The sequence below is a fragment of the Collinsella aerofaciens genome, from assembly GCF_015556945.1.
Lineage (GTDB): Bacteria > Actinomycetota > Coriobacteriia > Coriobacteriales > Coriobacteriaceae > Collinsella > Collinsella aerofaciens_AO.
In genome coordinates this window covers 69511-94144 of the sequence record NZ_JADNNH010000004.1, presented here as the reverse complement: position 1 = coordinate 94144, position 24634 = coordinate 69511, and the positions used below count along the sequence as shown (strand labels likewise).

At 61.5% G+C, this 24634-nt stretch carries 24 protein-coding genes; all 24 read right to left on the bottom strand.

The features are described from left to right. Positions 1-419: 419 nt before the first annotated feature. The 24 genes from I2F59_RS02370 to I2F59_RS02255 all read right to left on the bottom strand — a co-directional run bounded on the left by I2F59_RS02370 (position 420) and on the right by I2F59_RS02255 (position 24541). Complete coding sequence (locus I2F59_RS02370; protein WP_195503121.1) at positions 420-2666, bottom strand: polyribonucleotide nucleotidyltransferase; 2247 nt, start codon at positions 2664-2666, stop codon at positions 420-422. 149 nt (positions 2667-2815) lie between these two features. Continuing rightward, positions 2816-3094 (bottom strand): 30S ribosomal protein S15, encoded by a 279-nt coding sequence (gene rpsO / locus I2F59_RS02365; RefSeq protein ID WP_035138510.1) that lies wholly within the window; start codon positions 3092-3094, stop codon positions 2816-2818. Positions 3095-3232: 138 nt separating this feature from the next. After that, a complete protein-coding gene (gene recO, locus I2F59_RS02360; protein ID WP_138112644.1) occupies positions 3233-3982 on the bottom strand; it encodes a DNA repair protein RecO in 750 nt (249 codons plus the stop codon). A gap of 15 nt (positions 3983-3997) precedes the next feature. Further along, positions 3998-5065, bottom strand: coding sequence for a GTPase Era (gene era, locus I2F59_RS02355; protein ID WP_175406045.1), 1068 nt, complete (start codon positions 5063-5065; stop codon positions 3998-4000). A gap of 12 nt (positions 5066-5077) precedes the next feature. Further along, a complete protein-coding gene (locus I2F59_RS02350) occupies positions 5078-5455 on the bottom strand; it encodes a diacylglycerol kinase family protein (protein WP_099431794.1) in 378 nt (125 codons plus the stop codon). Between the two features lie 9 nt (positions 5456-5464). Further along, positions 5465-5974, bottom strand: a complete 510-nt coding sequence (ybeY, locus tag I2F59_RS02345; RefSeq protein ID WP_117654802.1) for an rRNA maturation RNase YbeY — start codon at positions 5972-5974, stop codon at positions 5465-5467. Further along, entirely contained in the window at positions 5971-6957 is a 987-nt protein-coding gene (locus tag I2F59_RS02340) for a PhoH family protein (RefSeq protein ID WP_138112646.1), read from the bottom strand. The genes ybeY and I2F59_RS02340 overlap by 4 nt, the downstream gene beginning before the upstream one ends. Then, the gene (locus tag I2F59_RS02335; protein ID WP_138112648.1) at positions 6938-8230 is read right to left on the bottom strand and encodes a MiaB/RimO family radical SAM methylthiotransferase; all 1293 of its coding nucleotides are present in this window, start codon (positions 8228-8230) and stop codon (positions 6938-6940) included. Before I2F59_RS02335 ends, I2F59_RS02340 begins: the two co-directional genes overlap by 20 nt. A gap of 9 nt (positions 8231-8239) precedes the next feature. Next, a complete protein-coding gene (gene dnaJ, locus I2F59_RS02330) occupies positions 8240-9388 on the bottom strand; it encodes a molecular chaperone DnaJ (RefSeq protein WP_195503120.1) in 1149 nt (382 codons plus the stop codon). 81 nt (positions 9389-9469) lie between these two features. Then, entirely contained in the window at positions 9470-10573 is a 1104-nt protein-coding gene (locus tag I2F59_RS02325) for a DnaJ domain-containing protein (protein WP_192923879.1), read from the bottom strand. Between the two features lie 58 nt (positions 10574-10631). After that, complete coding sequence (gene hemW / locus I2F59_RS02320; RefSeq protein WP_161144702.1) at positions 10632-11864, bottom strand: radical SAM family heme chaperone HemW; 1233 nt, start codon at positions 11862-11864, stop codon at positions 10632-10634. A 2-nt stretch (positions 11865-11866) separates the two neighbouring features. Then, positions 11867-12910 (bottom strand): tRNA dihydrouridine synthase DusB, encoded by a 1044-nt coding sequence (gene dusB / locus I2F59_RS02315; protein WP_161144701.1) that lies wholly within the window; start codon positions 12908-12910, stop codon positions 11867-11869. A 4-nt stretch (positions 12911-12914) separates the two neighbouring features. Continuing rightward, positions 12915-14726 (bottom strand): translation elongation factor 4, encoded by a 1812-nt coding sequence (gene lepA, locus I2F59_RS02310; RefSeq protein ID WP_055285150.1) that lies wholly within the window; start codon positions 14724-14726, stop codon positions 12915-12917. A 96-nt stretch (positions 14727-14822) separates the two neighbouring features. Further along, entirely contained in the window at positions 14823-15089 is a 267-nt protein-coding gene (rpsT, locus tag I2F59_RS02305) for a 30S ribosomal protein S20 (RefSeq protein ID WP_022094714.1), read from the bottom strand. A gap of 133 nt (positions 15090-15222) precedes the next feature. Then, a complete protein-coding gene (holA, locus tag I2F59_RS02300; protein ID WP_161144700.1) occupies positions 15223-16185 on the bottom strand; it encodes a DNA polymerase III subunit delta in 963 nt (320 codons plus the stop codon). Positions 16186-16263: 78 nt separating this feature from the next. Then, a complete protein-coding gene (locus I2F59_RS02295) occupies positions 16264-18567 on the bottom strand; it encodes a DNA internalization-related competence protein ComEC/Rec2 (protein WP_195503119.1) in 2304 nt (767 codons plus the stop codon). Next, a complete protein-coding gene (locus I2F59_RS02290; protein WP_229065283.1) occupies positions 18564-19355 on the bottom strand; it encodes a helix-hairpin-helix domain-containing protein in 792 nt (263 codons plus the stop codon). Before I2F59_RS02290 ends, I2F59_RS02295 begins: the two co-directional genes overlap by 4 nt. A gap of 135 nt (positions 19356-19490) precedes the next feature. After that, on the bottom strand, positions 19491-20735 hold the full coding sequence (gene thiI / locus I2F59_RS02285) for a tRNA uracil 4-sulfurtransferase ThiI (RefSeq protein WP_118289040.1): 1245 nt from the start codon (positions 20733-20735) through the stop codon (positions 19491-19493). After that, positions 20736-21017 (bottom strand): DNA-directed RNA polymerase subunit omega, encoded by a 282-nt coding sequence (locus I2F59_RS02280; protein WP_035138532.1) that lies wholly within the window; start codon positions 21015-21017, stop codon positions 20736-20738. Between the two features lie 5 nt (positions 21018-21022). Beyond that, the gene (gene gmk / locus I2F59_RS02275; RefSeq protein WP_006236131.1) at positions 21023-21592 is read right to left on the bottom strand and encodes a guanylate kinase; all 570 of its coding nucleotides are present in this window, start codon (positions 21590-21592) and stop codon (positions 21023-21025) included. After that, positions 21593-21901, bottom strand: coding sequence for an integration host factor, actinobacterial type (gene mihF, locus I2F59_RS02270; RefSeq protein ID WP_006236130.1), 309 nt, complete (start codon positions 21899-21901; stop codon positions 21593-21595). A 239-nt stretch (positions 21902-22140) separates the two neighbouring features. After that, complete coding sequence (pyrF, locus tag I2F59_RS02265; protein WP_035138533.1) at positions 22141-22857, bottom strand: orotidine-5'-phosphate decarboxylase; 717 nt, start codon at positions 22855-22857, stop codon at positions 22141-22143. After that, positions 22851-23759 (bottom strand): dihydroorotate dehydrogenase, encoded by a 909-nt coding sequence (locus tag I2F59_RS02260; protein WP_006236128.1) that lies wholly within the window; start codon positions 23757-23759, stop codon positions 22851-22853. Before I2F59_RS02260 ends, pyrF begins: the two co-directional genes overlap by 7 nt. Positions 23760-23773: 14 nt before the next feature. Further along, a complete protein-coding gene (locus I2F59_RS02255) occupies positions 23774-24541 on the bottom strand; it encodes a dihydroorotate dehydrogenase electron transfer subunit (RefSeq protein ID WP_161144713.1) in 768 nt (255 codons plus the stop codon). Positions 24542-24634 lie beyond the last annotated feature (93 nt).

The following is a 24634-nucleotide window of genomic DNA, read 5'->3' as shown; positions in this document are numbered from 1 at the left end:
TCTACAGTCCTGCTCACGACGGAGGCCACATTAAGTGGCCTCCTGTTCGTGCGGAACTCGCGATAAACTTAGCCCGTGCCGGGGCCGCTGAGCCCTGACCTGCCAATATAAGATAGGTTTATTTTGGTAGGTTTTATCAGGGGAAATACTGCTGTGTCTATCTACTGATCTGAAATCTGACTACTGAATAGACTGTCTAACTAAATAGCGAGCGGCACTAACCAGCCCTTTTGCTTGCGCCCGGGAGGGCCGCATATGAAGTTTATCGCGAGTTCCGCACGCAAAGGAAAGCACTTAATGTGCTTTCCGTCTTGCGCAGGACTGTAGAGCAGGAAACTTCATATGCGGCCCTCCCGGGCGCAAGCAAAAGGGCGGCCCCTGTCCGGAGTCGCCCTTGTTGAGCTGCTTATGTGCGGCTGTTACTCGGCGTCGTGGTGACGGCGAGGCTTTCGGCCTCCGTTGTCGCCGGGACGGCGCGGACGGTCGCTGCGCTCGGAGCGCTCGCGACGCGGACGCTCACGGCGCTGGAAGTGCTCGCCGTCGCCCTCAGAGGCACCCTCGGCACGAGCCGGGGCCTCGGGCTTGTCCAGACGATCGAGCGAGATCTTGCCGCGATCGTCGACCTCGATGACGACGACCTTGACCTCGTCGCCCACGTTGAGGACATCCTCGACCTTCTCCACGCGGCCCTTGGCGACGCGGGAGATATGCAGCAGGCCGTCCTTGCCGGGCAGCAGGTTGACGAAGGCGCCGAAGGGCTGGATGGAGACCACGCGACCGGTGTACTCCTCGCCCGGCTCGGGAACCTTGATGATGAGCTTGATGCGCTCGACAGCTTGGTCCACGGACTCGCCGGTGCCGCCGACAAAGACGGTGCCGTCCTCCTGGATGTCAACCGAAGCGCCGGTCTCGTCCTGGATGCCGCGAATGACCTTACCGCCGGAACCGATGACGTCGCGGATCTTGTCGGTCGGAACCTGGATGGAGACGATACGCGGAGCGGTGCTGCGCGTGGTGTGACGCGGCTCGGGGATCACATCGAGCATCTTCTGCAGAATGAAGGCGCGACCCTCCTTGGCCTGCTGCAGGGCGCGGGCCAGGATGTCGAAGGTGAGGCCGGTGGCCTTGTTGTCCATCTGCAGGGCGGTGATGCCCTCGGTGGTGCCGGTGACCTTAAAGTCCATGTCGCCCAGGAAGTCCTCGAGACCCTGGATGTCGGACAGAACCACGGTCTTGCCCTCCTCCTGGATCAGGCCCATGGCGATACCGGAGACCGGGCGCTTAATGGGCACGCCGCCGTCCATAAGGGCGAGCGTGGAGCCGCAAGTCGAAGCCATCGAAGAGGAGCCGTTGGACTCCATGACCTCGGAGACGACGCGGATGGCGTAGGGGAACTCGTTCTCGTCGGGAAGCACCGGAAGCAGAGCGCGCTCGGCCAGGTTGCCGTGACCGATCTCGCGGCGCTTGGGGCTGCCCATGCGGCCGGTCTCGCCGGTGCAGAACGGCGGGAAGTTGTAGTGGTGCATGTAGCGCTTGCCCTCGGTGGGCTCGATGGTATCCAGACGCTGGCCCTCGTTGAGCATGCCGAGCGACAGGACGGAAAGCACCTGGGTCTGGCCGCGCTGGAACAGGCCGGAGCCGTGAACGAGCGGCAGGTAGTTGTCCTTCACCATGATGGGACGGATCTCGTCGGCGGCACGGCCGTCGACGCGCTCGCCGGTCTCGACGACCATGGTGCGCATGGCCTTCTTCTCGAGCTTCTTGAGCGCCACGGGGATCTCGCGCTCCCAAGCGGCCTGCTCCTCCTCGGTGAACTCGGCGCGGATGGACTCCTTCAGAGCCTCGACCTTACCGATACGGGAGAGCTTGTCGGCGTCGCGAAGGGCGGCTGCCATCTCGTCGTAGTGGGCGAAGATGCGCTCCTGGACCTCCTCGACGGGCTGGTCGAGCGGGTACTCCTTCTTGACGATGGGGCCGTTGACCTGCTCCCACTCGGCGACGAACTCGTCCTGAGCCTGGCAGAAAGCAGCAAGGGCCGCCTGGCCAAACTTCATGGCAGCGAGCATGTCGTCCTCGGAGATCTCCTCGGCGCCGGCCTCAACCATCGAAATGAAGTCGGCAGAGCCGCCCAGCTCCAGGTCCAGATCGGAGTTCTCGCGCTCCTCGTAGGTGGGGTTGACGATAAACTCGCCGGTCTCCACGTTACGGCCGATGCGCACGCAGGCAAGCGGGCCCTCGAAGGGCACGCCGCCGAGCGTCATGGCCAGGGAAGCACCCATGATGTTGATGACGTCGAAGGGATTGACCTGGTCGGCGACGAGCGAGGTGGCGACGATGTGCACCTCGTTGCGGAAACCATCCGGGAAGCTCGGGCGAATCGGACGGTCGATCATACGCGCGGTGAGCGTGGCCTTCTCGCTGGGACGGCCCTCACGCTTGAGGTAACCACCCGGGATGCGGCCGGCGGCGTACATCTTCTCGTTGAAGTCGACGGTCAGCGGGAAGAAGTCGTAGTTCTTGCGCTCCTTGGAGACGACCACGGTGTCGAGCATCGTGGTGTCGCCCTGCTTGACCAGGCAGGCGCCGGTGGCCTGCTTGGCAAGCTCGCCCGACTCAAAGGTGTAGGTCTTGCCGTACAGCTCAAAGGTCTTGGATACGAGTGTCATTGTTCTCCTTAACCCCGCAGACCCCTTGTCTGCGGGCTTCTCATGTGACGCGGGCCCCCTGCCCCCGCCACGCTTCAGAGCGTGATTGTTCGCGCCCTTACACAAAAAGAGCGCCCCGCTGCGCAGGACGCTCTTAGCATGTACAAATCCTACTGGATGTTGTCGCGGATGCCCAGAGCCTTGATGAGCTCACGGTACTCGACGATGTCGTTCTTCTTGATGTAGGAGAGAAGACGACGACGACGGCCGACGAGCATGAGCAGGCCACGACGGGTGTGGAAGTCCTTCTGGTGGGACTTCATGTGCTCGGTCAGCTCCTTGATGCGCTCGGACAGGATGGCGACCTGAACCTTGGGGTTGCCGGTGTCGACCGGGGTGTTACCGAACTGGGCAGTCAGCTCCGCCTTGCGCTCTTTGGAAACAGTCATTGTTTCACCTTTCGTTTTGCGTCGCCCACGGGCGACTCGATTCGCCTCGGACTGGGAAGCCGCCGGTGGAGCGAACAACCAAGGTCGAGGTACCAACAGGTCGGTATGTTACCACAAGCAGCCCGCGCCTGCGCATCATCACCGACCCAACATGAATTCCATCGCGCGGAGGCGCTGATCGGTGTGCGTCGCAGCCCAAACATGCGAAAGCCCGAGCAGGAATGCCGCCGTATGCGGGTCGATTCGCTCGGCCATGAGCGCATCGAAGGTCATGGACATGAGGGCGCGCAGCCATGCGGTCTCACCGGTCGACACCAGTTCGGCACCTGGAACGCTCGACGCGCACGACCCGCACATGAGACCGCCCGCCTGGGCTGAAAAATACGACAGCATGGGGTCTCCGCACAGCACACAGGCCGAAAAATCGGGACGATAGCCAACGTGCGATAGCAGCTTAAAGACATATGCCGCCACAAGTAGGTCCATATGCGCCGTGTCAAGCCCGCTGCCCACCAGGGCAAGCGCTCGCTGCGTGATGGCAAAGGTAAACGGGTCCTCGGCGTCCTCGAACGAGCACACGCGCGCAACCTCGGCGATCGCGCTTGCGGCGCAGGTCGTCTCGTAATCGGGCGCAGCGCCGAGCGGCGCCTCCATAAGCTCGGCCTGGGAAACCACGTCGAGTGACCGTCCATGTGCGAGCAGCATATCGACCGTACAGAACAGCTCGCAGCGCGCAGCCAGGCGTCCGCCGGGTTTGCGGGCGCCCTTTGCCACGGCACGAACCTGCCGCCCCCGCTCGTCAAGCATCGTCAAGATCAGGTCGGTCTCTTTGAGCTTAGTCTTATCGAGCACGACCACTTTCGTGCGATATGTCCGGGAGCCTGCCATGCGCGCCGCGCGTCCTTAGTCCTCGGCGTTATAGCCAAAGCGGCGAATCTGGGCCTCGTCGTCACGCCAGCCGGCCTTGACCTTCACGTCCAGCTCCAAAAAGACCTGCGTGCCAAAGATGCGCTCAAGATCGCGACGGGCGTCGATACCGATATGCTTGATCATCTCGCCGCCCTTGCCGATGATGATGCCCTTTTGGCCCTCGCGCTCGACGTAAATGGTGGCGTGCACGCGCAGCACCTTCTTGGTCTGCTCAAGCGCATCGCAGATCACGCCAACGGAGTGCGGAATCTCATCACGGGTGCGGCGCAAGACCTTCTCGCGCACAAACTCGGCAACGAGCGTCTCATCGGAAGCGTCGGTACCCATGTCCTCGGGGAACCAACGCGGACCCTCGGGCAAAAAGTGCGCAACGGTCTCGATAAAGGCATCGACGTTGAAGTTCTTGACCGACGACGTCACGATCTCATCGTCATATTCCATGAGCTCGTGGGCAGCCTTAAGCTGCTCCATGACCTGTGCGGGGTCGGCCTCATCGGCCTTAGTGAGCACCAGAACCTTCTTGGAACGGGCGCATCTGACGCGCTCGGCAACCCAAGCGTCTCCCCTGCCGATAGGTTTGGTGGCATCAATCAAAAACGCGACGACGTCAACATCGTTCAGCTCGAACAACGCACTCTTGTTGAGCTCGGAACCCAGACCGTCCTTGGGCTTGTGGATACCCGGGGTATCGACAAAGACCAGCTGGTAGCCGGGACGGTTAACGACGGCGCGCATGCGGCGGCGGGTCGTCTGGGCCACCGGCGAGGTGATGGCGACCTTTTTGCCATAGCAGGCATTAAGCAGCGTGGACTTGCCAGCGTTGGGACGACCGACCAGGGCCACAAAGCCGCTGCGGAAACCGGGCTCCACGTCGCCAAAGCCCGCGAGGTTGTCGTCCTCGTCGCACAGGGCGTCGAGTTCCTCGTCGCTCATACCCTCAAACGGGTCGAACTCCTCGACATCCTCGAGCTCCTCGGTATCCACCGCGTCCAGGGACTCGTCGTCCAAAATCTCATCGGTAGGCTGCATATTGTCGGACATGGGAATCCCTTTCTAAATAAAGCCGAGCGCGTGGGCAAATACCAGCAAGCCCACAATCGCGGCGGTGATGGAAAGAACGTATACGGAGGCGGCGGCGATGTCCTTCGCACGCTTGGCCAGCGGATGGAGCTCCTGGGTCGCCAGGTCGACGATGGCCTCCATGGCGGTATTGCAAAGCTCGCCGTGGATCACCAGGCCGCAACAGATGATAATCGTGGCCCACTCGGCAATGTCGAGCCCCACGATGCAGCCTGCAATGACGGTGCACACGCCCGCCACGAGCATGACCTTAATGTTGCGCTCGGTCTTGACGGCGGTGACGAAGCCCTCCATAGCGTAAGAAAACGACTTTAAGAAGGACGGATGGTCCTTGTTCGATCCGGGAATCATAGACGGCTCCTAGTCGTGGGCGTGGTTGGTGATGGGGCCGACGTGGACTAGCTTGGGGTCCTCGCCGCGCTCGAGCGCCAAATCGCGCAGGATGGCGTCCTCGCGGGCCTCCATGACCTCGGCCTCGTCGTCCTCGATGTGGTCATAGCCCAGCAGGTGCAGCATGCCGTGAACGAGCATCAGACGGCACTCGTCAGCGGGGCTATTGCCAAAACCGGGGGCCTGACGGGCAATAACCTGCGGGGCCAAGATAATATCGCCGAGCTCGAGCGTCTCATCGGCGGGAATGTCATCGTCAAAGGCCGAATCGCACTCAAACGAGAGTACATCGGTGGTGCGATCGATACCGCGCCACTCGTGGTTGAGCTCGTGCATCTCGTCCTCGTCGACATACGAAAGGGAAATCTCGACTTCACGCTCAACGCCCTCGGCGGCAAGCACGACCTCGCAGATGTGCTCCACCTCCTGCGCATCGAGCAGCGTATCGAGCTCGGCATCGTTGCTGATCAATACACTCAACGGGACTCCTTTCGGTCGCGCGGGCGCTGCTCGCGCACGTCATCATAAGTGTCGTATGCCTCGACGATACGTCCCACCAAGGCATGGCGCACCACGTCGGCGCGCTCGAGGTGCGAAAATGCGACATCGTCGACACGGCCCAAAATCTGCTCAACGTCGGCAAGACCGCCACGACGACCCACCAGGTCGCGCTGGCTCAGGTCGCCGGTAATCACAAACTTGGAGTTAAAGCCCAAGCGCGTCAGGAACATCTTCATCTGCTCAGGCGTGGTATTTTGCGCCTCGTCGAGCACCACGAAGGCATCGCTCAGCGTGCGGCCGCGCATGTAGGCAAGCGGGGCGATCTCGATCACGCCACGCTCCATAAGCTCATCGGTGCGCTCGCGATCCATCATGTCAAAAAGGGCGTCGTAGAGCGGACGCATGTAGGGATCGATCTTTTCCTCGAGGGTGCCGGGCAAAAAGCCCAAGTTCTCCCCCGCCTCGACAACCGGACGCGTCAAGATCAGCCGGCCCACCTCGTGGCGCTTGAGCGCGGCAACGGCGAGCGCCATGGCCAGATAGGTCTTACCGGTGCCGGCAGGACCCAGGCCAAACGTGATGGTATGCGTGCGGATGGCATCCACATAGCGCTTTTGGCCCAGCGTCTTGGGGCGAATGGCACGGCCGCGATACGAAAGCAGCACGTCATCGCGAAGCGACGTAGCCTCGTGCTCACCGTCGCGCAAGACGGCCAGGCAGCGAGAGACATCGTCGGCAGACAGTGTGCGCCCGGCGGCCGCCTCGCGAAAAGCATGCTCGAAAAAGCGCGCCACGAGCTCAACCTCATCCGGGTCACCGCCCACGGCGATGCTGTCACCACGGGCAACCACGTGGGCGCGAACCAGGCCCTCGAGCGTGCGCAGAACGCCGTCACCAGCGCCCAGCACACGAGAGGGGTCAATTCCCTCGGGAACGGTAAGTCTAATCTTCGAGGCTTCCATGAACCTCCCTGCGTGCATGGACCAAGCCGGAATCATCGACTCCGATGATAGCAACATCGAGCAGGCACGGGGCCGTGAGTCCACGGGTATCGTCAAGGCGGGCATGATGGAAGGAGCCGAGCGTCAGGTTGTCGCCATACTCGAGCACGGCACGCTCGACGGAGCCCACGCGGCGACGGGCGTCGGCAACGGCGAGCTCCTGGGCCGCCGCGCGCATGCGACGGCTGCGCTCAGCCATGACCTCGGGCGCCACCTGGTCGGGCATATCGGCCGCCAAGGTGCCGGGGCGCTTGCTGTAGCGGAACACGTGCATACGCGAGAAGCCCACGCGACGGCAGAGCGCCAGCGACTCCTCAAACTCCTCGTCCGTCTCGCCGGGAAAACCGACGATGACATCGCACGAAAGCGAAGCCTGCGGCAAAATCTCGCGAATCATACGCACCGTGCCCTCGAAGGACTCAGCGCTATAGGGACGGCCCATACGATGCAGGGTCGCCGTGCAACCGGACTGCACGGGCAGGTGCAAAAACGGGGCGATACGCTGCGGATAGCGAGCCATGACCTTCAGCAGGCGCTCGGAGATATCCATGGGTTCCACCGAAGAAATGCGCACATGGGGAATCGAGGTGCGCTCCATGATGGTCTCGAGCAGCTCGTCGATCTCCACGTGTTCGTCGGTCGCGCTCTTGCCGTCGTAGGCACCGAGGTTCACGCCCGTCAGCACGACCTCGGGCACGCCGGCCTCCTGGGCCTCGAGCACCTGCTCGAGCACAGACTCGACAGGCACGGAGCGCTCGGGGCCGCGCGCCTTCCACACGATGCAGTAGGTGCAGCGGTGATTGCAGCCGTCTTGGATCTTTACGCCCAAGCGGGAGCGCCCAAGCGCATCGACCACATCGCTATCGCTGCAAGCGGCGACGCTGTCGGATTCAACGCCTAGCACTTCGCAAACGCGGTCGGCAACATCGATCTTGGACGGCTCGGCAATCACGCGGTCCGAAAGCTCCAGCAGCTCCTCGGGATGCAAATTGACAACGCATCCGGTCACGATCACATAGGGTTCGTTTGGATGGGCCAGAGCATGGCGAACGGCCTTACGGGTCTTGGCCTCGGCCTCGCCCGTAACGGCACAGGTGTTAATGACGATCAGCTCTGCATCCTGGGGCTCCACCATCGCAAAGCCCAGGCGCATAAGATCGGCAGTGATACGGTCGGATTCAACCCGGTTGACACGGCAACCGAGGTTGACGACGGAAATATGGGGTGCGAGCACGCGGGCTCCTTAATCGAGGATGTCATCGAGAGCACTCTTGATACGGTCGGTCACCGACTTCTTACCAGAAGCAACGTCATCGCCCATCTCATCGGCAAAAGCACGGAGCAGCTCGCGCTGCTTATTGGAAAGATTGGTGGGAACGACCACGCGCAGTTGCACGATCAGGCGGCCACGCGAACCGCCACCGCCAATGCGCGGCATGCCGTAATTATTGACGCTCACGGTATCACCGTACTGGGCGCCGGCGGGAACCGTCACCTTAACGACCTCGTCGGGCATAATGCCCTCGACCTCGATCTCGCAGCCAAGCGCAGCCTGCGCAATCGAGATATCACTCAGCAGGTACAGGTCGTCACCGTTGCGCTTAAAGCGCTCATGGTCGGCAACGCGCACGTTGACAATCAGGTCGCCCGAAGGCTCGCCGCGAAGGCCGGCCTCGCCAAAGCCGCTCACACGCAGCTGGCGACCGGTCGAAACGCCGGCGGGAATATCGATGTCAATCTTTTCATGCGAAGGCGTGCGGCCCTGACCGTCGCAGGTCTCGCAGGGATGGTCGATAACCGTGCCCTCGCCATGGCAGTCAGGGCAAGGCGAGGAAGACTGAACCTGGCCCAGGAACGAACGCTGAACCGTCGTGACGTAGCCCGTACCGTGGCAGCGGCCGCACTGCTTTTCCTGTGCGCCCTCTGCCCTACCGGTGCCATTGCAGTCCTCGCAAGGAGCAAGGCGGTCATAGCTGATCGTCTTTTTGCAGCCGAGTGCCGCCTCCTCGAGCGTCACCGAAAGGGAGATGGCCATATCGCGACCCCGGCGGCGCTCGCGACGGCTGCGGGCGCCACCGCCGGCACCGCCGCCAAAGAACGACGAGAACAAGTCGTCCATGCCCATGCCACCAAAGATATCGTTGATATCGACGTAGCCTGAACCACCAGGGCCGTCGGCAGTGCCGTAACGGTCGTAGTTAGCACGCTTCTGCTCATCGGAAAGAACGGAATATGCCTCGTTAAGCTCTTTAAACTTGGCCTCGGCCTCGGGGTCGTCCGAAACGTCCGGGTGTACGGTACGGGCCTTCTTTAGAAACGCGCGCTTAATCGTCCGCGCGTCGGCATCCCTGTCGACGCCAAGTACCTCGTAGTAATCCCTATTTTCCGACACGACCGAATCCTTCCGACTTTCATTATTGTCACAGTGCGTCCTATACCCAAGCAAGGCCGGCCGCAAACAGAGGGTTTGATGTTATTGCATTTGGTACGGCGAAAGCATGGCCCGTTGCGAGCAGCTCGCGAACCAAACCGACACGAGCGCGAACATGAAGCCGTTGGCAAAACCGTTGGCAAACTGCATCGCACCGCGCTTCCACCACAGCAAGCTGCGATGAAGCACGCCGTCCGAAAGCACCATGAACAGGCCCATGGTAAACGGAATAAAGCACATCACGGCAAAGGCAGAGAACACGCCCGAGATGGCCGAGAGTACCAAAAACGGCGCCACGATGCCCATCAGGTAAAAACCGGTACGAGCTTTGCCTTCCAAGCGCTCGGCCTCAACATGGGCGCGGCCCACCAGGTCGCCGCCCGCGGCACCGTTGGTGCCAGCATGACCCATGCCGCTAATGCGGACCTCGTCGCCATCGTGCGTGCCGGCAGGAAACTCAATCGTCTGCTCGGAGGTTACGCGAGTACGACCGCTGCCACCGCAATCAGGGCAGGGGTCTGCCACGACCTTACCGGAACCGCCGCACTCGGGGCAGACCGACTGGAACGTGCCCGCACCAAACAGGAAGGACAGGTCGACGTCGATGTGGCCGCGGCCGCCACAGCTTGGGCAGGTATGGGCATGCTCGGAGGAGACAGAACCCGAGCCGCCGCAGTGACCACAGGTATCGAAGCGCGTATAGCGGACGGTCTTGCGGGCACCGCCCTTGGCCTCCTTGGCGTCCAGTTTGATATCGACGACCACGTTGGCGCCGTTCTCGGGATTGTAGGCAGCCTGGCCGCGACGCTGCTGGCCCCAGGCGCCACCAAAGGGAAAGCCGCCCTCAAAGGGATTGCCATAGCCCGTGTTGCCGGCGTAGCCGCCACCATAGGGCGAAGCTGTAGGAGCACCGGCAAAGGGATTGCTAGAACGCATGGCGTCGTAGCGCGCACGTTTTTGCTCATCCGAAAGCACGGCGTAGGCCTCGGAAACCTCTTTAAACTTTTCCTCGGCATCCGGCTCTTTGTTGACGTCCGGATGGAGCTTGCGGGCCTTTTGCTGGAAGGCCTTCTGTATATCACGCGAGGTAGCGTCCTTGGAGACACCCAGAATCTCGTAATAATCTTTTTCGTTCATCGTCGCCATGCGCGGCAACCTCCTGCTCACAGCAGCGTATATATTCCGGTAATTCTACCCGAGCGGCCTAAGCTAGATCCCAAAACAGCTCGAACAGAACATTTCCATCGAGCCAGCCCAGGTGTGTCGGTGCTAAACGAGCTCGAACATGGCCCGCGACGACATCTGCCGAAGTGAAGGGTCCCTCATGGACCCCGAGCGTCTCGGGCACCCAAGTGGCAAGACCTAATTCGAGCGCGCGATCGCAAGCGGCTGTCAGCCCATCGGCCGGGATGACACGAGCCGCGCGAACCAACAGGTCGGACGCGACACCGCGCGTCATGCGACAAGCAAGCATCAGGTCTTCGGCCGCAGCCTCGCGCTGCGAGAGATATTCGGCCTCGAACGCCGTCGCGTCATCGTCACGTTGCACCAGACGCACGCGGTACGCATCGCCTCGAGAAGATACACCGGGGAACAAACCTGCAAGACGGTCGAAATCCTCGGCGTCGAGCATGCCCGCGGCAGAACGACCCAGGCCCAGGTAGCCCCGTCCGGTCCAGTAGGCAATGTTATGGGCGCACTCATGGCCGTCGAGCGCGTAACTCGCCACCTCATACGGGTGATAGCCGGCGGCACCCAGGAGCTCGCGTGCCACGTCCATGCATGCGGCCTGAAAATCCTCATCAGGCTCGAGCGACTCGTCACGGCACGCCATGCGATAAAGGGGCGTCCCCTCCTCGAGCGTGAGCGGGTAGACCGACACATGATGCGGAGCCGCCGCCAGCACGCCAACGAGCGTGCGATTCCAACTCGTTGCGGTTTGCCCGGGAAGTCCGCACATAAGGTCGCACGACACATCAAGCCCAGCGTTCTTGACCGTCGCGATGGCGGCGAGCGCCCGATCGGCATCGTGAATACGGCCGATGGCAGTAAGTTCGATGTTATCGAGCGTTTGCACGCCCAGAGAGACGCGTGTGACACCAACCTTGACAAGTGCAGTAGCAAGCTCGGCGGTCAGCGACTCGGGATTGGCCTCGCAGGTAAACTCAACGGGGGCGCACCACGCACGAATACGCCGCGCCAGCTCCACCAGGCGCTCCCCCGCCAGCGACGGCGTACCGCCGCCAACATAGACGGTGCGGGTCTGGTCAAGGGCACCAGCCTTGCCAAAAGCATCGAGGCGCGCGAACAACTGCTCAAAATAGGCATCGAGCGCAGCGCTCAGGTCGCACGGAGCAAAACTGCGCGAGTCGAAGTCGCAGTAGCGGCACTTTTGGGCACAGAACGGCACGTGCACGTACAGCGCGGTAACGGCCACCCTTAAGCCTCCAGCGGATGAGCAGGCACCGACTTGCCAGCGGCAAGGGCGGCCTCGCAGGCCACCGCATCATGCTCGATCTCATCGACCAGCACCATAAACTCCTCATACGTGGAGCAGCGCACCACATGGGCACGCCAAGCGGCGGCATGGGGCATGCCTTTTAAGTACCAGCTTGCGTACGTACGGGCACGCGACATAAGCGGCAGGAGCTCATGTGTCAGCGTTAGGTGCTCACGCAGGGCGTCCAGGCGCTCGACGGAGCTGCGAACCGGCACCGGTATGCCATCGAGCGCAAGGGCGCGAGCATCGCCAAACACCCACGGGTTCCCGTAGATACCGCGCGCGATAAACACCGCGCTGGCGCCCGAGTTGCGCAGATGCTCCGCGGCATCCTCGGCGGTAAACACGTCGCCCGAACCGATCACGGGAATCTCAACGGCGTCGGCAACCTCATCGACGACCGACCAATCGGCCTGGCCCGTATAGAGCTGCGTGGCGCAGCGGCCATGCACCGCCACCGCGGCGGCACCGGCGCCTTCGAGCATCTGGGCAAACGTCGCGGCATTACGGTCCTCGGCATAAAAGCCTTTGCGAATCTTGACGGTCACGGGTACATGCGCCGCGCCCACCGCCGCCTCGACGATCTTCTCGGCCAAATCGGGCGTGCGCATGAGCGCCGAGCCCTCGCCCTTGGTAACGACCTTGCGGGCGGGGCATGCCATATTGATATCGATGAGCGACAGGCGATCGCCAACGCGCTCCTCGACGGCGGCGACGGCACTCGCAAACTGATCGGGCTTGGAGCCAAAGAGCTGCACACAAATCTGCTGCTCCTCGTCGGCCGGCAGCACCAGGCGCCACGTTTTGTTGCTGGCATAGGCAAGGCCTGCCACGCTCACCATCTCGCTGTAGGCAAGGTTGGCACCGCGGCGGCGGCACATGATGCGGTAGGCAGGGTCGGTCACGCCCGCCATGGGAGCCATAAGGAACGGTTGCTCGGCATAGGCGCCCAGCAACCGCTCGCTGTATTCGGAAAGCGCCATAGGCCTACTCGTCCACCTTGAGAATCGCCATAAAGGCCTCCTGCGGGACCTCGACCGAGCCGATGGCTTTCATGCGCTTCTTGCCCTCTTTCTGCTTCTCGAGCAGTTTGCGCTTACGCGAAATATCGCCGCCGTAGCACTTGGCAAGCACGTCCTTGCGACGCGCCTTGACGGTGGAGCGGGCAATGATCTTGTTGCCGATAGCACCCTGGATGGGCACCTCAAACAGCTGACGCGGGATGATCTCCTTGAGCTTGTCGCACAGACCGCGGGCCAGGCCATAGGCCTTGTCCTTGTGCACGATAAACGACAGCGCGTCCACCTCATCGCCCGAAAGCAAGATATCGAGCTTCACAAGCTCGGAAGGACGATACTCGTTGAACTCGTAGTCGAGCGAGGCATAGCCCTTAGTGCGGCTCTTGAGCTGATCAAAGAAGTCCAAGATGAGCTCGGCAAGCGGCATATCAAAGCGCATCTCGACCGATTTGCTCGTCAGGTGGATCATGTCGGTCGTAACGCCGCGGTGCTCGATGGCGAGCTGCATGACGGCGCCCGTGTACTCAGGCGGGCAGATGATCTTTGCCTTGAGGTAGGGTTCCTCGATACGCTCGATGCGCGTGGCCTCGGGAAGGTCCTGCGGGCTGCGGACATCGATCATCTCGCCGTCGGTCTTGTAGACGTGATAGTCGACCGAGGGACTCGTGGCAATGAGGTCCAAGTTGAACTCGCGCTCCAGGCGTTCCTTAACGACTTCCATGTGCAGCAGGCCCAGGAAGCCCACGCGGAAGCCAAAGCCGAGCGCCACCGAGGTCTCGGGCTCCCATACCAACGACGGGTCGTTGACGTGCAGCTTATCGAGCGCGTCACGCAGGTTCTCGTAGTCCTTGTTATCGATCGGGAACAGGCCCGTATAGACCATGGGCTTGGCCTCGCGGTAGCCGGGAAGCGGCTCGGGGCAGGGATTCGACGCCCACGTGAGGGTATCGCCCACGCGCACGGCCTCGGGGTCCTTCAGGCCCGTGACCACGTAGCCCACCTCGCCGACCGTCAGCGCATCGACCGGAGTCTCGGCGGGACGCTTGACGCCCACGCCATCGACCAAAAAGTCACCCTTTGCCTGCATCATGCGCAGGGTATCGCCCTTTTTGATGGAACCGTCAAAGATGCGCACCGTGGCGACGACACCACGATACTCGTCGAAGTACGAATCCAGGATGAGTGCCTTGAGCGGCGCGTTCGCATCGCCCTTGGGCGGAGAGATCAAAAAGACAATGGACTCCAGCAGATCGTGGATGCCCTCTCCGGTCTTGCCCGAGACACACACGGCATCATCGGCAGGGATCGCCAAGTCATCCTCGATCTCGGTCTTGACCTCATCGGGATGGGCCGAGGGCAGGTCGATCTTGTTGATGGCCGGCACAATGTCCAGATTGGCGTTCATGGCGAGCGTCGCATTGGAGACGGTCTGCGCCTCGACACCCTGGGTGGCATCGACGACGAGCACCGCGCCCTCGCAGGCGGCCAGCGAACGCGAGACCTCATAGGTAAAGTCCACGTGGCCCGGCGTATCGATGAGGTTGAACTGATACGTCTCGCCGTCGTCGGCGTCATAGGACACGCGGACGGCGTTGGACTTGATCGTGATGCCGCGCTCGCGCTCGATATCCATGGTGTCGAGCAGCTGCGACTCCATGTCGCGCTCGTCGACGGTATGGGTGAGCTCGAGGATACGGTCACTGATCGTGGACTTGCCATGGTCGATGTGCGCAACAATTGAGAAGTTGCGGATGTGGGAAATGTCAATTGAAGTATTCATGCGGACTATCTTACCCGAGCGATACAAAAAATGGAGCCTGTTCCATAAAACAGGCTCCATTTATGCGCGTAATCTGTGTGGTGTGAAATTTACAACTTAGGCGTTGATGCTGTTCACGAGCTTGGCAAGACCGGACTTGCGGTTGGAAGCCTGGTTCTTGTGGATAACATGCTTGGCGGCAGCCATGTCGAGACGCTTGGTGACGGTCTTGAGGGCAGCCTGGGCCTTCTCGGCGTCGCCCTCGGCGACGGCGGACTGGACGTGCTTGGTCAGCGTCTTGAGCTCGGACTTGACAGCCTTGTTACGCATGCGAGCTGCCTCATTGGTGCGGATACGCTTCTTCTGAGACTTGATGTTTGCCACTTCTGGAGTTCCTTTCGAGTTCCTTGCAAAAAATGTATGACACCTCTGAGACACGGTGAGGTCATGCAAGCGCCTACTATAGCACGCTCTCCCTCAAAGGGATAGAACGAATTTGTCAAATAGGCAGGTATCATCACGATTTTCTCAAGATGTTCGTAATCCAGAGCAAAAGCGCGGTCTGAGAATCGGCCGAACCCTTCAGTGCGAGCTCCACATCGACCGCGCCCTCGAGCGCGGCAACGAGCTCTGCCATCGAAAAGCGACGTGCCCAGGTCAGGTGATTCTTGACCTGCCAGGACTGGAGCTTAAGTGTTGCGGCCAGCTCACGACCCTGTCCGCGCGCATCGAGCGCCTTGGCAACGATAAGCTCGCGGATGCGGCCGCACAGCAATGTGTAAGTCCACACGTAGCTCTTGGCGGGCAGTAGATTGAAGAGCTCGAGCGAGCGTCGCATGTCACGGGCCGAGACCGCATTGAGAAAGTCCCAGGGTTGAACCTCGGCCGTACGTACAATCCAGCGCTCAACGTCGGCAAGCTCAATCTGGGGCACCTCGACCATCTGGGCAAGCTTAGCCAAGTCGTTATCGAGCATGCGAGTGTTTTCACCCGAACGCGAGACGAGTTCCTCGGCGGCCGCCGTCGTGATCGACTTGCCGTGCTGCGTCGCCATCTGCTGCACGCGGCGCGGTAGCTCCCAGCGCTTGGTGCCGGAGCAATCGATCACAGCCTTCTTGTCGATCTTGGCGATCGCCTTATACAGGCGCGTGTTCTTGGCAAGCGAGTCGGCGATGATGAGGCAGACCGTTGTGGGACTGGGACTCGCCAGATACTCGACGAGCGGCTCCGAGACCGACTTGGCGAGCTTTGAGCAGCCATCAAGGATTACCAGGCGAAACTCGCTGCCCATGGGAAAGGTGTTGAGCGATCCGATAATCGACTCGATATCGGGGTCTTTGGTCATATCGCGCTCGTCGAGGTTGAACTCGACCATGCCCGACTTTTCCAGACGCGCTTTCATACGCGAGACGGCGTGATCGCGCTTGACTCCGTCGGTACCGACGATCAGATATGCCGGCAGCAGACCGGTTTCGGACATTGCGCTCCCCTCCCGCAGGCCTTCGTATTCGCTCCGTGCCATTCTAGCCCAGGGGCCCACCACACGCCAACGACGTCGTCACGGTCGCTGGCATCGCATCGCAAAGCCATTCGCAGTCGGCGTGACGGTAATGTCGCCGTGTTCGATAGTGCACGCGAACACGCCGCCCGCTTCCTTAACGGCATCGATGCAGGCATCGGACGGATGGCCGTATCGATTCCCCTCGCCCGCACTCGCGAGGGAAAGCTCGGGCTTCAGGACGTCCAGCAACTCATCATCGACTGAAACCTTAGAGCCGTGATGCCCAAGTTTAAGTACGTCGATATCCCCCACCTCCTGCACGAATTCCCGTTCTTGGTCGATCTCGGCATCACCGGTGAGGAGCATACGCAGGCCCTTGCCTTCCTGAACATATGAGAGCAGCAGGACAAGCGAGCCCTCATTTCCCTCGCCATCCACGGACTCGAATGGCCACATCACGCGGGCGCAAAATGAGCCGATATCGACCGTATCCCCACGGCGCACCTGCCGATACTCCACGCCAGGTCGGTTCAATACCTCGGCAGGAGCATCCTCCAGCGCATCCGCCGCCACGGCAATCGTACCGACCGAAAACTGTTCGAGCACGGCAGGCAGACCACCCCAGTGATCCTCATCCCAATGCGTCACAAAGACGGCATCGATATGGTGCACGTTATTGCGAACCAACGCCGCCACCACGCGCTCGTCGAGCCCGCAGTCGACGAGTGCCACTGCACCGCCCTGGCGGATAAGAATCGCATCGGCCTGGCCCACATCGAGCACCGTCACAGAAGGCGGAGCGAATCGATCCCAGTAGACGTACGGAATCGCAGCCAGGAACACCAGACATGCAAGCCCCACCGCCACAGGACGTGCACGGGGACGCGGCCACCAGACCAGCAGCACCGCCAGCAAACACGGCACTAGATAAATCCACATGCTATCGGGCGGCACGCTCACGGATGCACCCGGCACGGCGGCAAACAGCTGCTCGAAGAACAGCACGCAACGGGAGGCAATCATGGGCACAACGAGCGCCCAAGTCCGCAACGGTGCCACGAGCGAAAAGGGAACCAGCACGATCGACACGGCAAGCAGTACGCTCACCACCGGACCGATGACCGCATTTGCCAGCGGAGCAATGAGCGAGAACGTACCGAAGGCAGGAATGGTAATGGGAAGTGTCGCCAGTTGCGAGCACAGCGTGACGGAAAGCATGCTGGCAACGTCTGATGGCACACCCAGCTCACCCAAAGCGTAGGTCGCATAGGGGCAAAAGCACAGAATGGCTAAGACGCTGGCACATGAAAGCTGAAAGCCCATCTCGAACAGAACCGTCGGCCGCAGCAGCACAAAGATGGACATGGTTACGAAGAGCGCCGATGCGCCATGCTGGCGCCGCCCCGCGCCGTTTACGACAAGCGTCGCGAACACCATGCAGCACGCGCGCACGGCCGAGGGAGACGCGCCCGTAAAGGCAGCGTAGCCCACAAGCGTTATCGCCAATATCGCCCGTTGAAGACCGCGTGAGCACCGAGTCTTTTGCAATACACCCTCGATTACAAACCCCACGATTGCCAAGTGGCTGCCCGAGACGGCGATAAGATGCGCCGTTCCCGTCACCGAAAACCAGTCGCCCGCCGGCTGGGCGCGCAGCTCGGCCGAACGACCGCAGACGACACCGGCTATAAGTGCACGCGCCGGGTCGGTCGCAGGCGCGATGGACGCAAGCAGCCCATTTCGCATCCGAAGAAGCGGCCCCGGAGAGTCCTCATCGACCGACAAAATCCGAACGACTTTAACCTTGCGCACCTCGCCTCGGAGCACGCGCGATCGTCCATACGCATCGTTCTCAAAACGTGAAACGCGACCGATAACACGCACGTGCGCCCCGACCTTGAGCTCGAGGTCGCACGATAGGCGAACCATTGCCAAGTTCTTACCGTCCGCGCGTGCCTCGCAGGTATAGGAATACACGTCGTCGTTTATGGATGGGTCACCCTGCACGACAAACTCAAGGCTGCTTGCCGCTCGACCGTCGAGCGCCTTCGAGGCGCTTAGCACGCCCACAGCCCACCACGCCGAGACGACCGCTCCCGCCACGAGACCGACGGACGCGGCATACAGCCACCGCTTCCAAGGGGCAAGCCGCGCACAAGATTGAGCCAGCACAACGAATACCGCCGCCGTAACGGGAATGGCCCATAGCGGCCCGACCGCCGAAGCCCGCTCCCACAGCAGCGCATCGGCGGCCACGTTGAGCACCAAGGCGCAGCTCATGCACATGCCGGCACACAGGGCCATCGTCCACGGCATCAGAGGCCGCGGAGGCATCACATGCTCGCGCTCGGTCGCACTCATACGCAGATGGAATCTTTGATTTTGGCAAGCTTCTTCTCGCCGATTCCCGACACACGCATCAGATCGTCAACCGAGGCAAAAGCACCGTTCTTTGTCCGCTCATCGATAATCGACTGGGCCATGGAGGGACCGATGCCAGAGAGCGTCTGCAGCTCTGCCGCGCTTGCCGTATTGATATTTACTAGGCCTGTTGCGCCACTCACGCCCGATGATGCGGAAGCCCCACCATCAACACCAACTTCCGCAATGGACGCCTGCTGCTCCCCTACCGTTGGAACGTGAATCTTCTGTCCATCGACGACCTTAGATGCCCGATTGAGCCCCGTAACGTCTGCCTCGGGCGCCAGCCCGCCGGCGGCATCAATCGCCTGAGCCACCCGCGCGCCGTCCTTGAGACGATATACACCGGGCGACACAACGGCGCCATCAACATCGACATAAACCTCTGCCGCGGCAGACGCCTTAGGCGAAGAGCCTTCGGATGTCTTTCCGCTCGAGGCATCGCCGGATCCCGGCTCCACTAACGAACCCGAACCATCAGTGTGCTCAAACGACACACTGCCGGCACCGCCGCCAAGGTTCGCCATCGCCAGTCCACTCGCCATCGCAATGACGACCAGTATCGCCATCACCACTGCCTTATGACCGAGCAGCTTGTCCGCCAAGCGGTCCATCCGTTTGACCCGTTCGTGTTGTTCGCGCTGCGCCATAGCAAAACCTCCCAACAACATCGTGTCAGGAAAAGAGCCCTGCAACAGCCATTCTCCAAAACCGGTTTTCGCGGTCAAACCAAAAGCCGACCAAAACCTTGCGAAATAATGTCCATTTATTCAGGCACACGTCAGCAAATGAGCACTTAGTCGCAAAATGCCCAGATAGCAAAAGACCGACGATGCAAGCGCATCGTCGGTCTATGCACAAATTTACTCGTGATCTTGGTAAATCTCACGCGGAGCAAGCTCCGAATGTTTACGTTTTAAGGTCTTAGGGGCCTTATACGTGTTGCTCTCGAAGTCGATGTACTCGGTCTGCTTGAGCAGGCGCTCGATCATCTCCTCGTGATCGAACAGCTCCCAGGCCTCATGCACGGCATCGAGTTTAGCGTGCGTCTCGGGACGGCGCGGCATAAACAGCGTGCAGCAGTCGGGAGCGGCCTCAGTCGAGATATCGAACGTACCGATCTCCTCGGCGCGCGCGATGATCTCCTGCTTGTCCGAACCGATGAGAGGACGGAACACGGGGATCTTCACGGCCTCGTTGACGGCCATGATGTTCTCAAGCGTTTGGGAGGCAACCTGCCCAAGCGATTCACCCGTAACGATGGCCTTGGCGCCCTCGATGTGTGCAATGCGCTCGGCAACCGAATACATAATGCGGCGATACATGATCACGCGCAGGTTGCTGGGACAGGTGACCGAAATCTCACGCTGGCAGTCGCCAAACGGCACCACGTACAGGCGGCCGATCTGGACACCCGGCTCAAGCGCACGGATGATGTCCTGCACCAAATACTCGCTCGTATCGGGCGTCTGCGGACGACCGGAGAAATGTACCGGCACGCACACCGCACCGCGACGCGCGAGCATCCAAGTCGCCACCGGAGAATCGATACCCGACGACAGCAGCGTCACGACCTTGCCGGCAGAACCCACCGGCAGACCGCCCACGCCGCGCTCGGAGCGCGCGTACACATAAACGCTACCCTGAACCACCAGTACGTGCACCATGGCATCGGGGTCGTGCATTTGAACCTTTTTATCGGGGAAGGCCTCACACAGCACCTCGCCCACCTGACGATTGATGTCAATCGAGGTGAGCTCATAGTCGGTATTGGAGCGCTTGGCATGCACCTTAAACGAATCGAAGGAACCAAACTCGCGCAGCGCCTTGACGGCGGCGGCACAGTACTCCTGAGGGTCGCGATTGGTGTGATACGCCAAAGACACGCGAGCAACGCCGGGAACGGTGCGAATGACACGCGCCGCATCGTCGGCCTGATGCTCGTTAAAGGTCACGAGGATATAACCGGAAATTCGAGACACGGCATTCACGGAAAAGGCGGCCAAGGCCGCCTTGATGTTATCCATGAGGATATGCTCAAAATGTGCGCGGTTCTTACCCTTCAGTCCAACCTCGTGATAGTGGACCAGGCAGACGCGAGCCGCCATTTAGGCTTCAGCAACCTTGTGGCCGAGCGCCTTCTCGTAACGGGCCTCGTCGTAAGAGATGTCGCCGTCGACAATCTCGTCCATAGCCATCGAGATGGTATCGGCACCGGAAAGCCCGATGGTGATGTCATCGACATCCTGGACGGCAAGCACGCGGTTGTGCTGGCCACGCAGCATGCTGTTAATGTCGCAGGCGCGCTTGGAGGCAAGCGAAGCAAGCAGGAAGCGGTTGTGATCGGTCTTCTCCAGAAGATCGTCAATGCAAGGCTTTACAACGGACACGGACCTCAGATCCTTTCATGCATATCGAGAACGCGAACGAGCTCATCGGTCGCGCGGTCGAGATCGTCATTAACCACGACGTCGTCGTAGCGGTCGGCAAGGGCAAGCTCATCGGCGGCGTTTGCCATACGCAGCTCAATCGTCTCGGGCGTCTCGGTACCGCGACCGACTAGACGCTCGCGAAGCACCTCGAGCGAAGGCGGCTTGATAAAGATCAGCACGGCCTCGGGGAAACGCTCCTTCACCTGCAGGGCACCCTGGACATCGATCTCCAGAATCAGAGACGCGCCCGAGGCGAGCTTGGATGTGACCTCGCTCACCAACGTGCCGTAGCAGTTACCGTGGACCTCGGCCCACTCAACAAACTCACCGTTTGCCACGCGGCGGTCGAACTCCTCACGCGTCAGAAAAAAGTAGTTGACGCCGTCGACCTCACCTTTGCGTGGTGCTCGCGTGGTAGCCGAAACCGTCAGGCCCAGGTTCGAGCGGCGCTCGCGCACACGAGTGACGAGCGTACCCTTGCCTGCGCCTGACGGTCCAGAAATCACAAAGAGCTTGGAATCCTGAGCGCTCACTTATTTGGTCAGCTGCTCGAGGAGCTGCTCGCGCTGACGGACGCCGAGGCCCTGGACGCGACGGGTAGCGGAGATACCGAGCTCCTCCATGATCTTGGCGGCCTTGGCCTTGCCATAACCAGGGAGAGACTCGATGAGGGTGGAAACCTTCATGCGGGAAGCGATGGGGTCATCGGAGTTGAGCACGGACTCGAGGGACTTCTCGCCCTTCTTGATCTGCTCGCGAAGCTCAGCGCGGGCGTGACGTGCGGCAGCAGCCTTCTCAAGAGCCTGCTTGCGCTGCTCATCGGTAAGCTGAGGGAGTGCCATTCGTACCTCCAAAAAGTTGGGTTATATCTGATTCAATAATTGGCATTTTAGCACGTAGAACGTACAAAATGCCCAATCGCGGCTCCATAGGTTAGACGATACCCGCAAAAAGTGCAATATACTGCGCCCAAAGTTAAGCCCCTGACCTGCGATTCCACACAAAGGATGGGAAAGTTTACGCAGGCACAGGGGCTATTTTGTGCTAATGAGACCCAAAAGTGGTGACTTAGGGGAATCTTTTAGGCGACGTTTTCGACCAGCTCAGCGACAATAGCGTCAAAGGCGGCAACCGGATCGTCGGCGCCGGTGATGGGACGGCCCACCACAATGTGGCTTGCGCCCCGCTCGATAGCCTGGGAAGGCGTCGCCACGCGGGACTGGTCACCAAGGGCGGCACCCACCGGACGCACGCCCGGAGTCACGATCAGGGCATCGGGACCCAGCAGCTCACGCATGTCGTGAGCCTCCATCGGCGAGCACACGATACCGTCGATGCCGTTGGCCTGAGCGAGCTTTGCCAGGCGGGCGGCCTCCTCGGCCACGGGCGACTCGACGCCGATCTCGCTCAAGGCATCCTGGTTCATGCTCGTGAGCACGGTGATGGCGACGAGCTTGGCGCGGTCCTCGCGCGCCTCCTCGGCGCCCTCGCGGCAGGCAGCGAGCATGGCGCCCGAACCCAAGCCGTGGACCGAAAGCAGATCGGCACCGGCAAGCGAGGCCGAGCGGGCGGCACCGCGAACCTGATGCGGAATGTCATGGAACTTAAGGTCAAGGAAGACCTTAAAGCCCAGGTCCTTGAACGTCTTGACGATCTCAGGACCCTCGGCGTAATAGAGCGTCATGCCAACCTTGAGCCAGGCGGCATGGCCCGAAAGCTCGTGGGCGAGCTCGAGCGCACGCTCACGGTCGCAGTCGAGAGCGACGATCACGCGGTCGCGGGCATCGGTCTCTAGCATTCGAAAGCACCTACCAGTTCGTTGATGTCCTTCACGCCCTGGGACTCGGCCCAGGCCTCGAGCTCATGCGCGATCTTGAGCGAAGCGCACGGATCGACGAAGTTGGCCATACCGACCGACACGCAGGTGGCGCCGGCCAGGATAAACTCGGCCGCATCCTCACCGGTCATGACACCGCCGACACCGTTGATGGGGATATCGACGGCCTGGGCAACCTCCCAGACCATGCGCACGGCGATGTGATGACACAGCGGGCCCGAAAGGCCGCCCTTGGGCTTGGCCACGCGGGACTTGCGGGTATGGACGTCGATGGCCATGCCCTGGATGGAGTTGATGACCGAAAGGCCGTCGGCGCCGGCAGCCTCGAGGGCCTTGGCGATCTCGGCGACGTTGACCGGCGCCATCTTCACGAACAGAGGCTTATCGGTCACCTTGCGGCAGGCAGCCATAACGGAAGAGGCGCCCTCGGGCGTGGAGCCCATGGCGGCACCGCCGGCGGCGATATTGGGGCAGCTCACGTTGATCTCGTAGCCGGCAGCCCAGGGGCACAGCTCGACATACATCTCGAGTGCGCGGACAAACTCGTCAACGGAGTGGCCGGCAACCTGACAGATGACCTGGCAGCCGTCCTTGGAAAGCTGCTCGAGCCACGGACCGGACTCGCGGGCAAAGGCGGCCACGCCGGGGTTCTGAAGGCCCACGGAGTTGATCATACCGCCGGGGATCTCGGCCATGCGGGGCGCGGGGTTGCCGGGCCAGGGCTCGGCAGCGCAACCCTTGGTGGTGATGGCGCCCAGCTGGGAAACATCAAAGAAGTTCTGGAACTGCCAACCGTAGCCAAAGGTACCGGCTGCGGTGTTGATGGGGTTCTGCATCTTGACGCCGCCGAAATCGACGGCCATGTTCACGGTACCCACTAGAAGACCACCACCTTGGAAGCATCGAACACGGGGCCGCACATGCAAGCACCCTTCATACCGTCGACCGTCTCGACATTGCAGGTGTTGCAGGCGCCAAAGCCGCAGCTCATCATGCGCTCGAGCGACACCTCGCAGTACGCACCGGCCTCGGCGGCAGCGGCGGCGACCTTCTTCATCATGACGGCGGGGCCGCAGCTGGCGACGTAGTCGTAGCCGCCCTCGCCGAGCAGCTCGGCGGCAGGATCGGTGCAAAAACCGTGCATGCCGAGCGTGCCATCATCGGTGCACACGTTAACCGTGGCGCCCAGCGCGCGGAACTCATCGACACCCACGGCCTTGGAAGCGGTGCCAAAGCCCAGGCAAACGTCGACATCCACGCCCTGCTCGGCAAGCATGCCGGCGAGGCACAGCACGGGCGGAACGCCGATGCCGCCCGCCACGAGCAGCGCCTTCCTGGTGCCCTCGGGAACAAGCCAGCCGCGGCCGCCAGGGCCCAACAGGTTGGACTTGGAGCCGGGGGCCATCTGCGACAGACGACGGGTGTCGTCGCCCACGACGGCGTACCACAGCTCGACGGTGCCGGCCTGGGCGTCGGCGCGATAGAAGCTCAGAGGCACGCGAAGCAGCGAGGACGCATCGCCGGGCACGGCGATGTTCACAAACTGACCGGGCTTGAGCGCACTTGCAAGCTTGGGGGCCGAGATGACGAGCGAGAAGATGCCGTCGGCGATCTCCTGGTTCGAGACGACCTCGAAGTCGTGCATGCGTGCAGTGGAAGGTGTGGGCATAGACGCTCCAATCCCCCATGCGGTTGCATGGTCCAAACGAACAGAAAGCGCGGCACCGCAAGGGCGCCG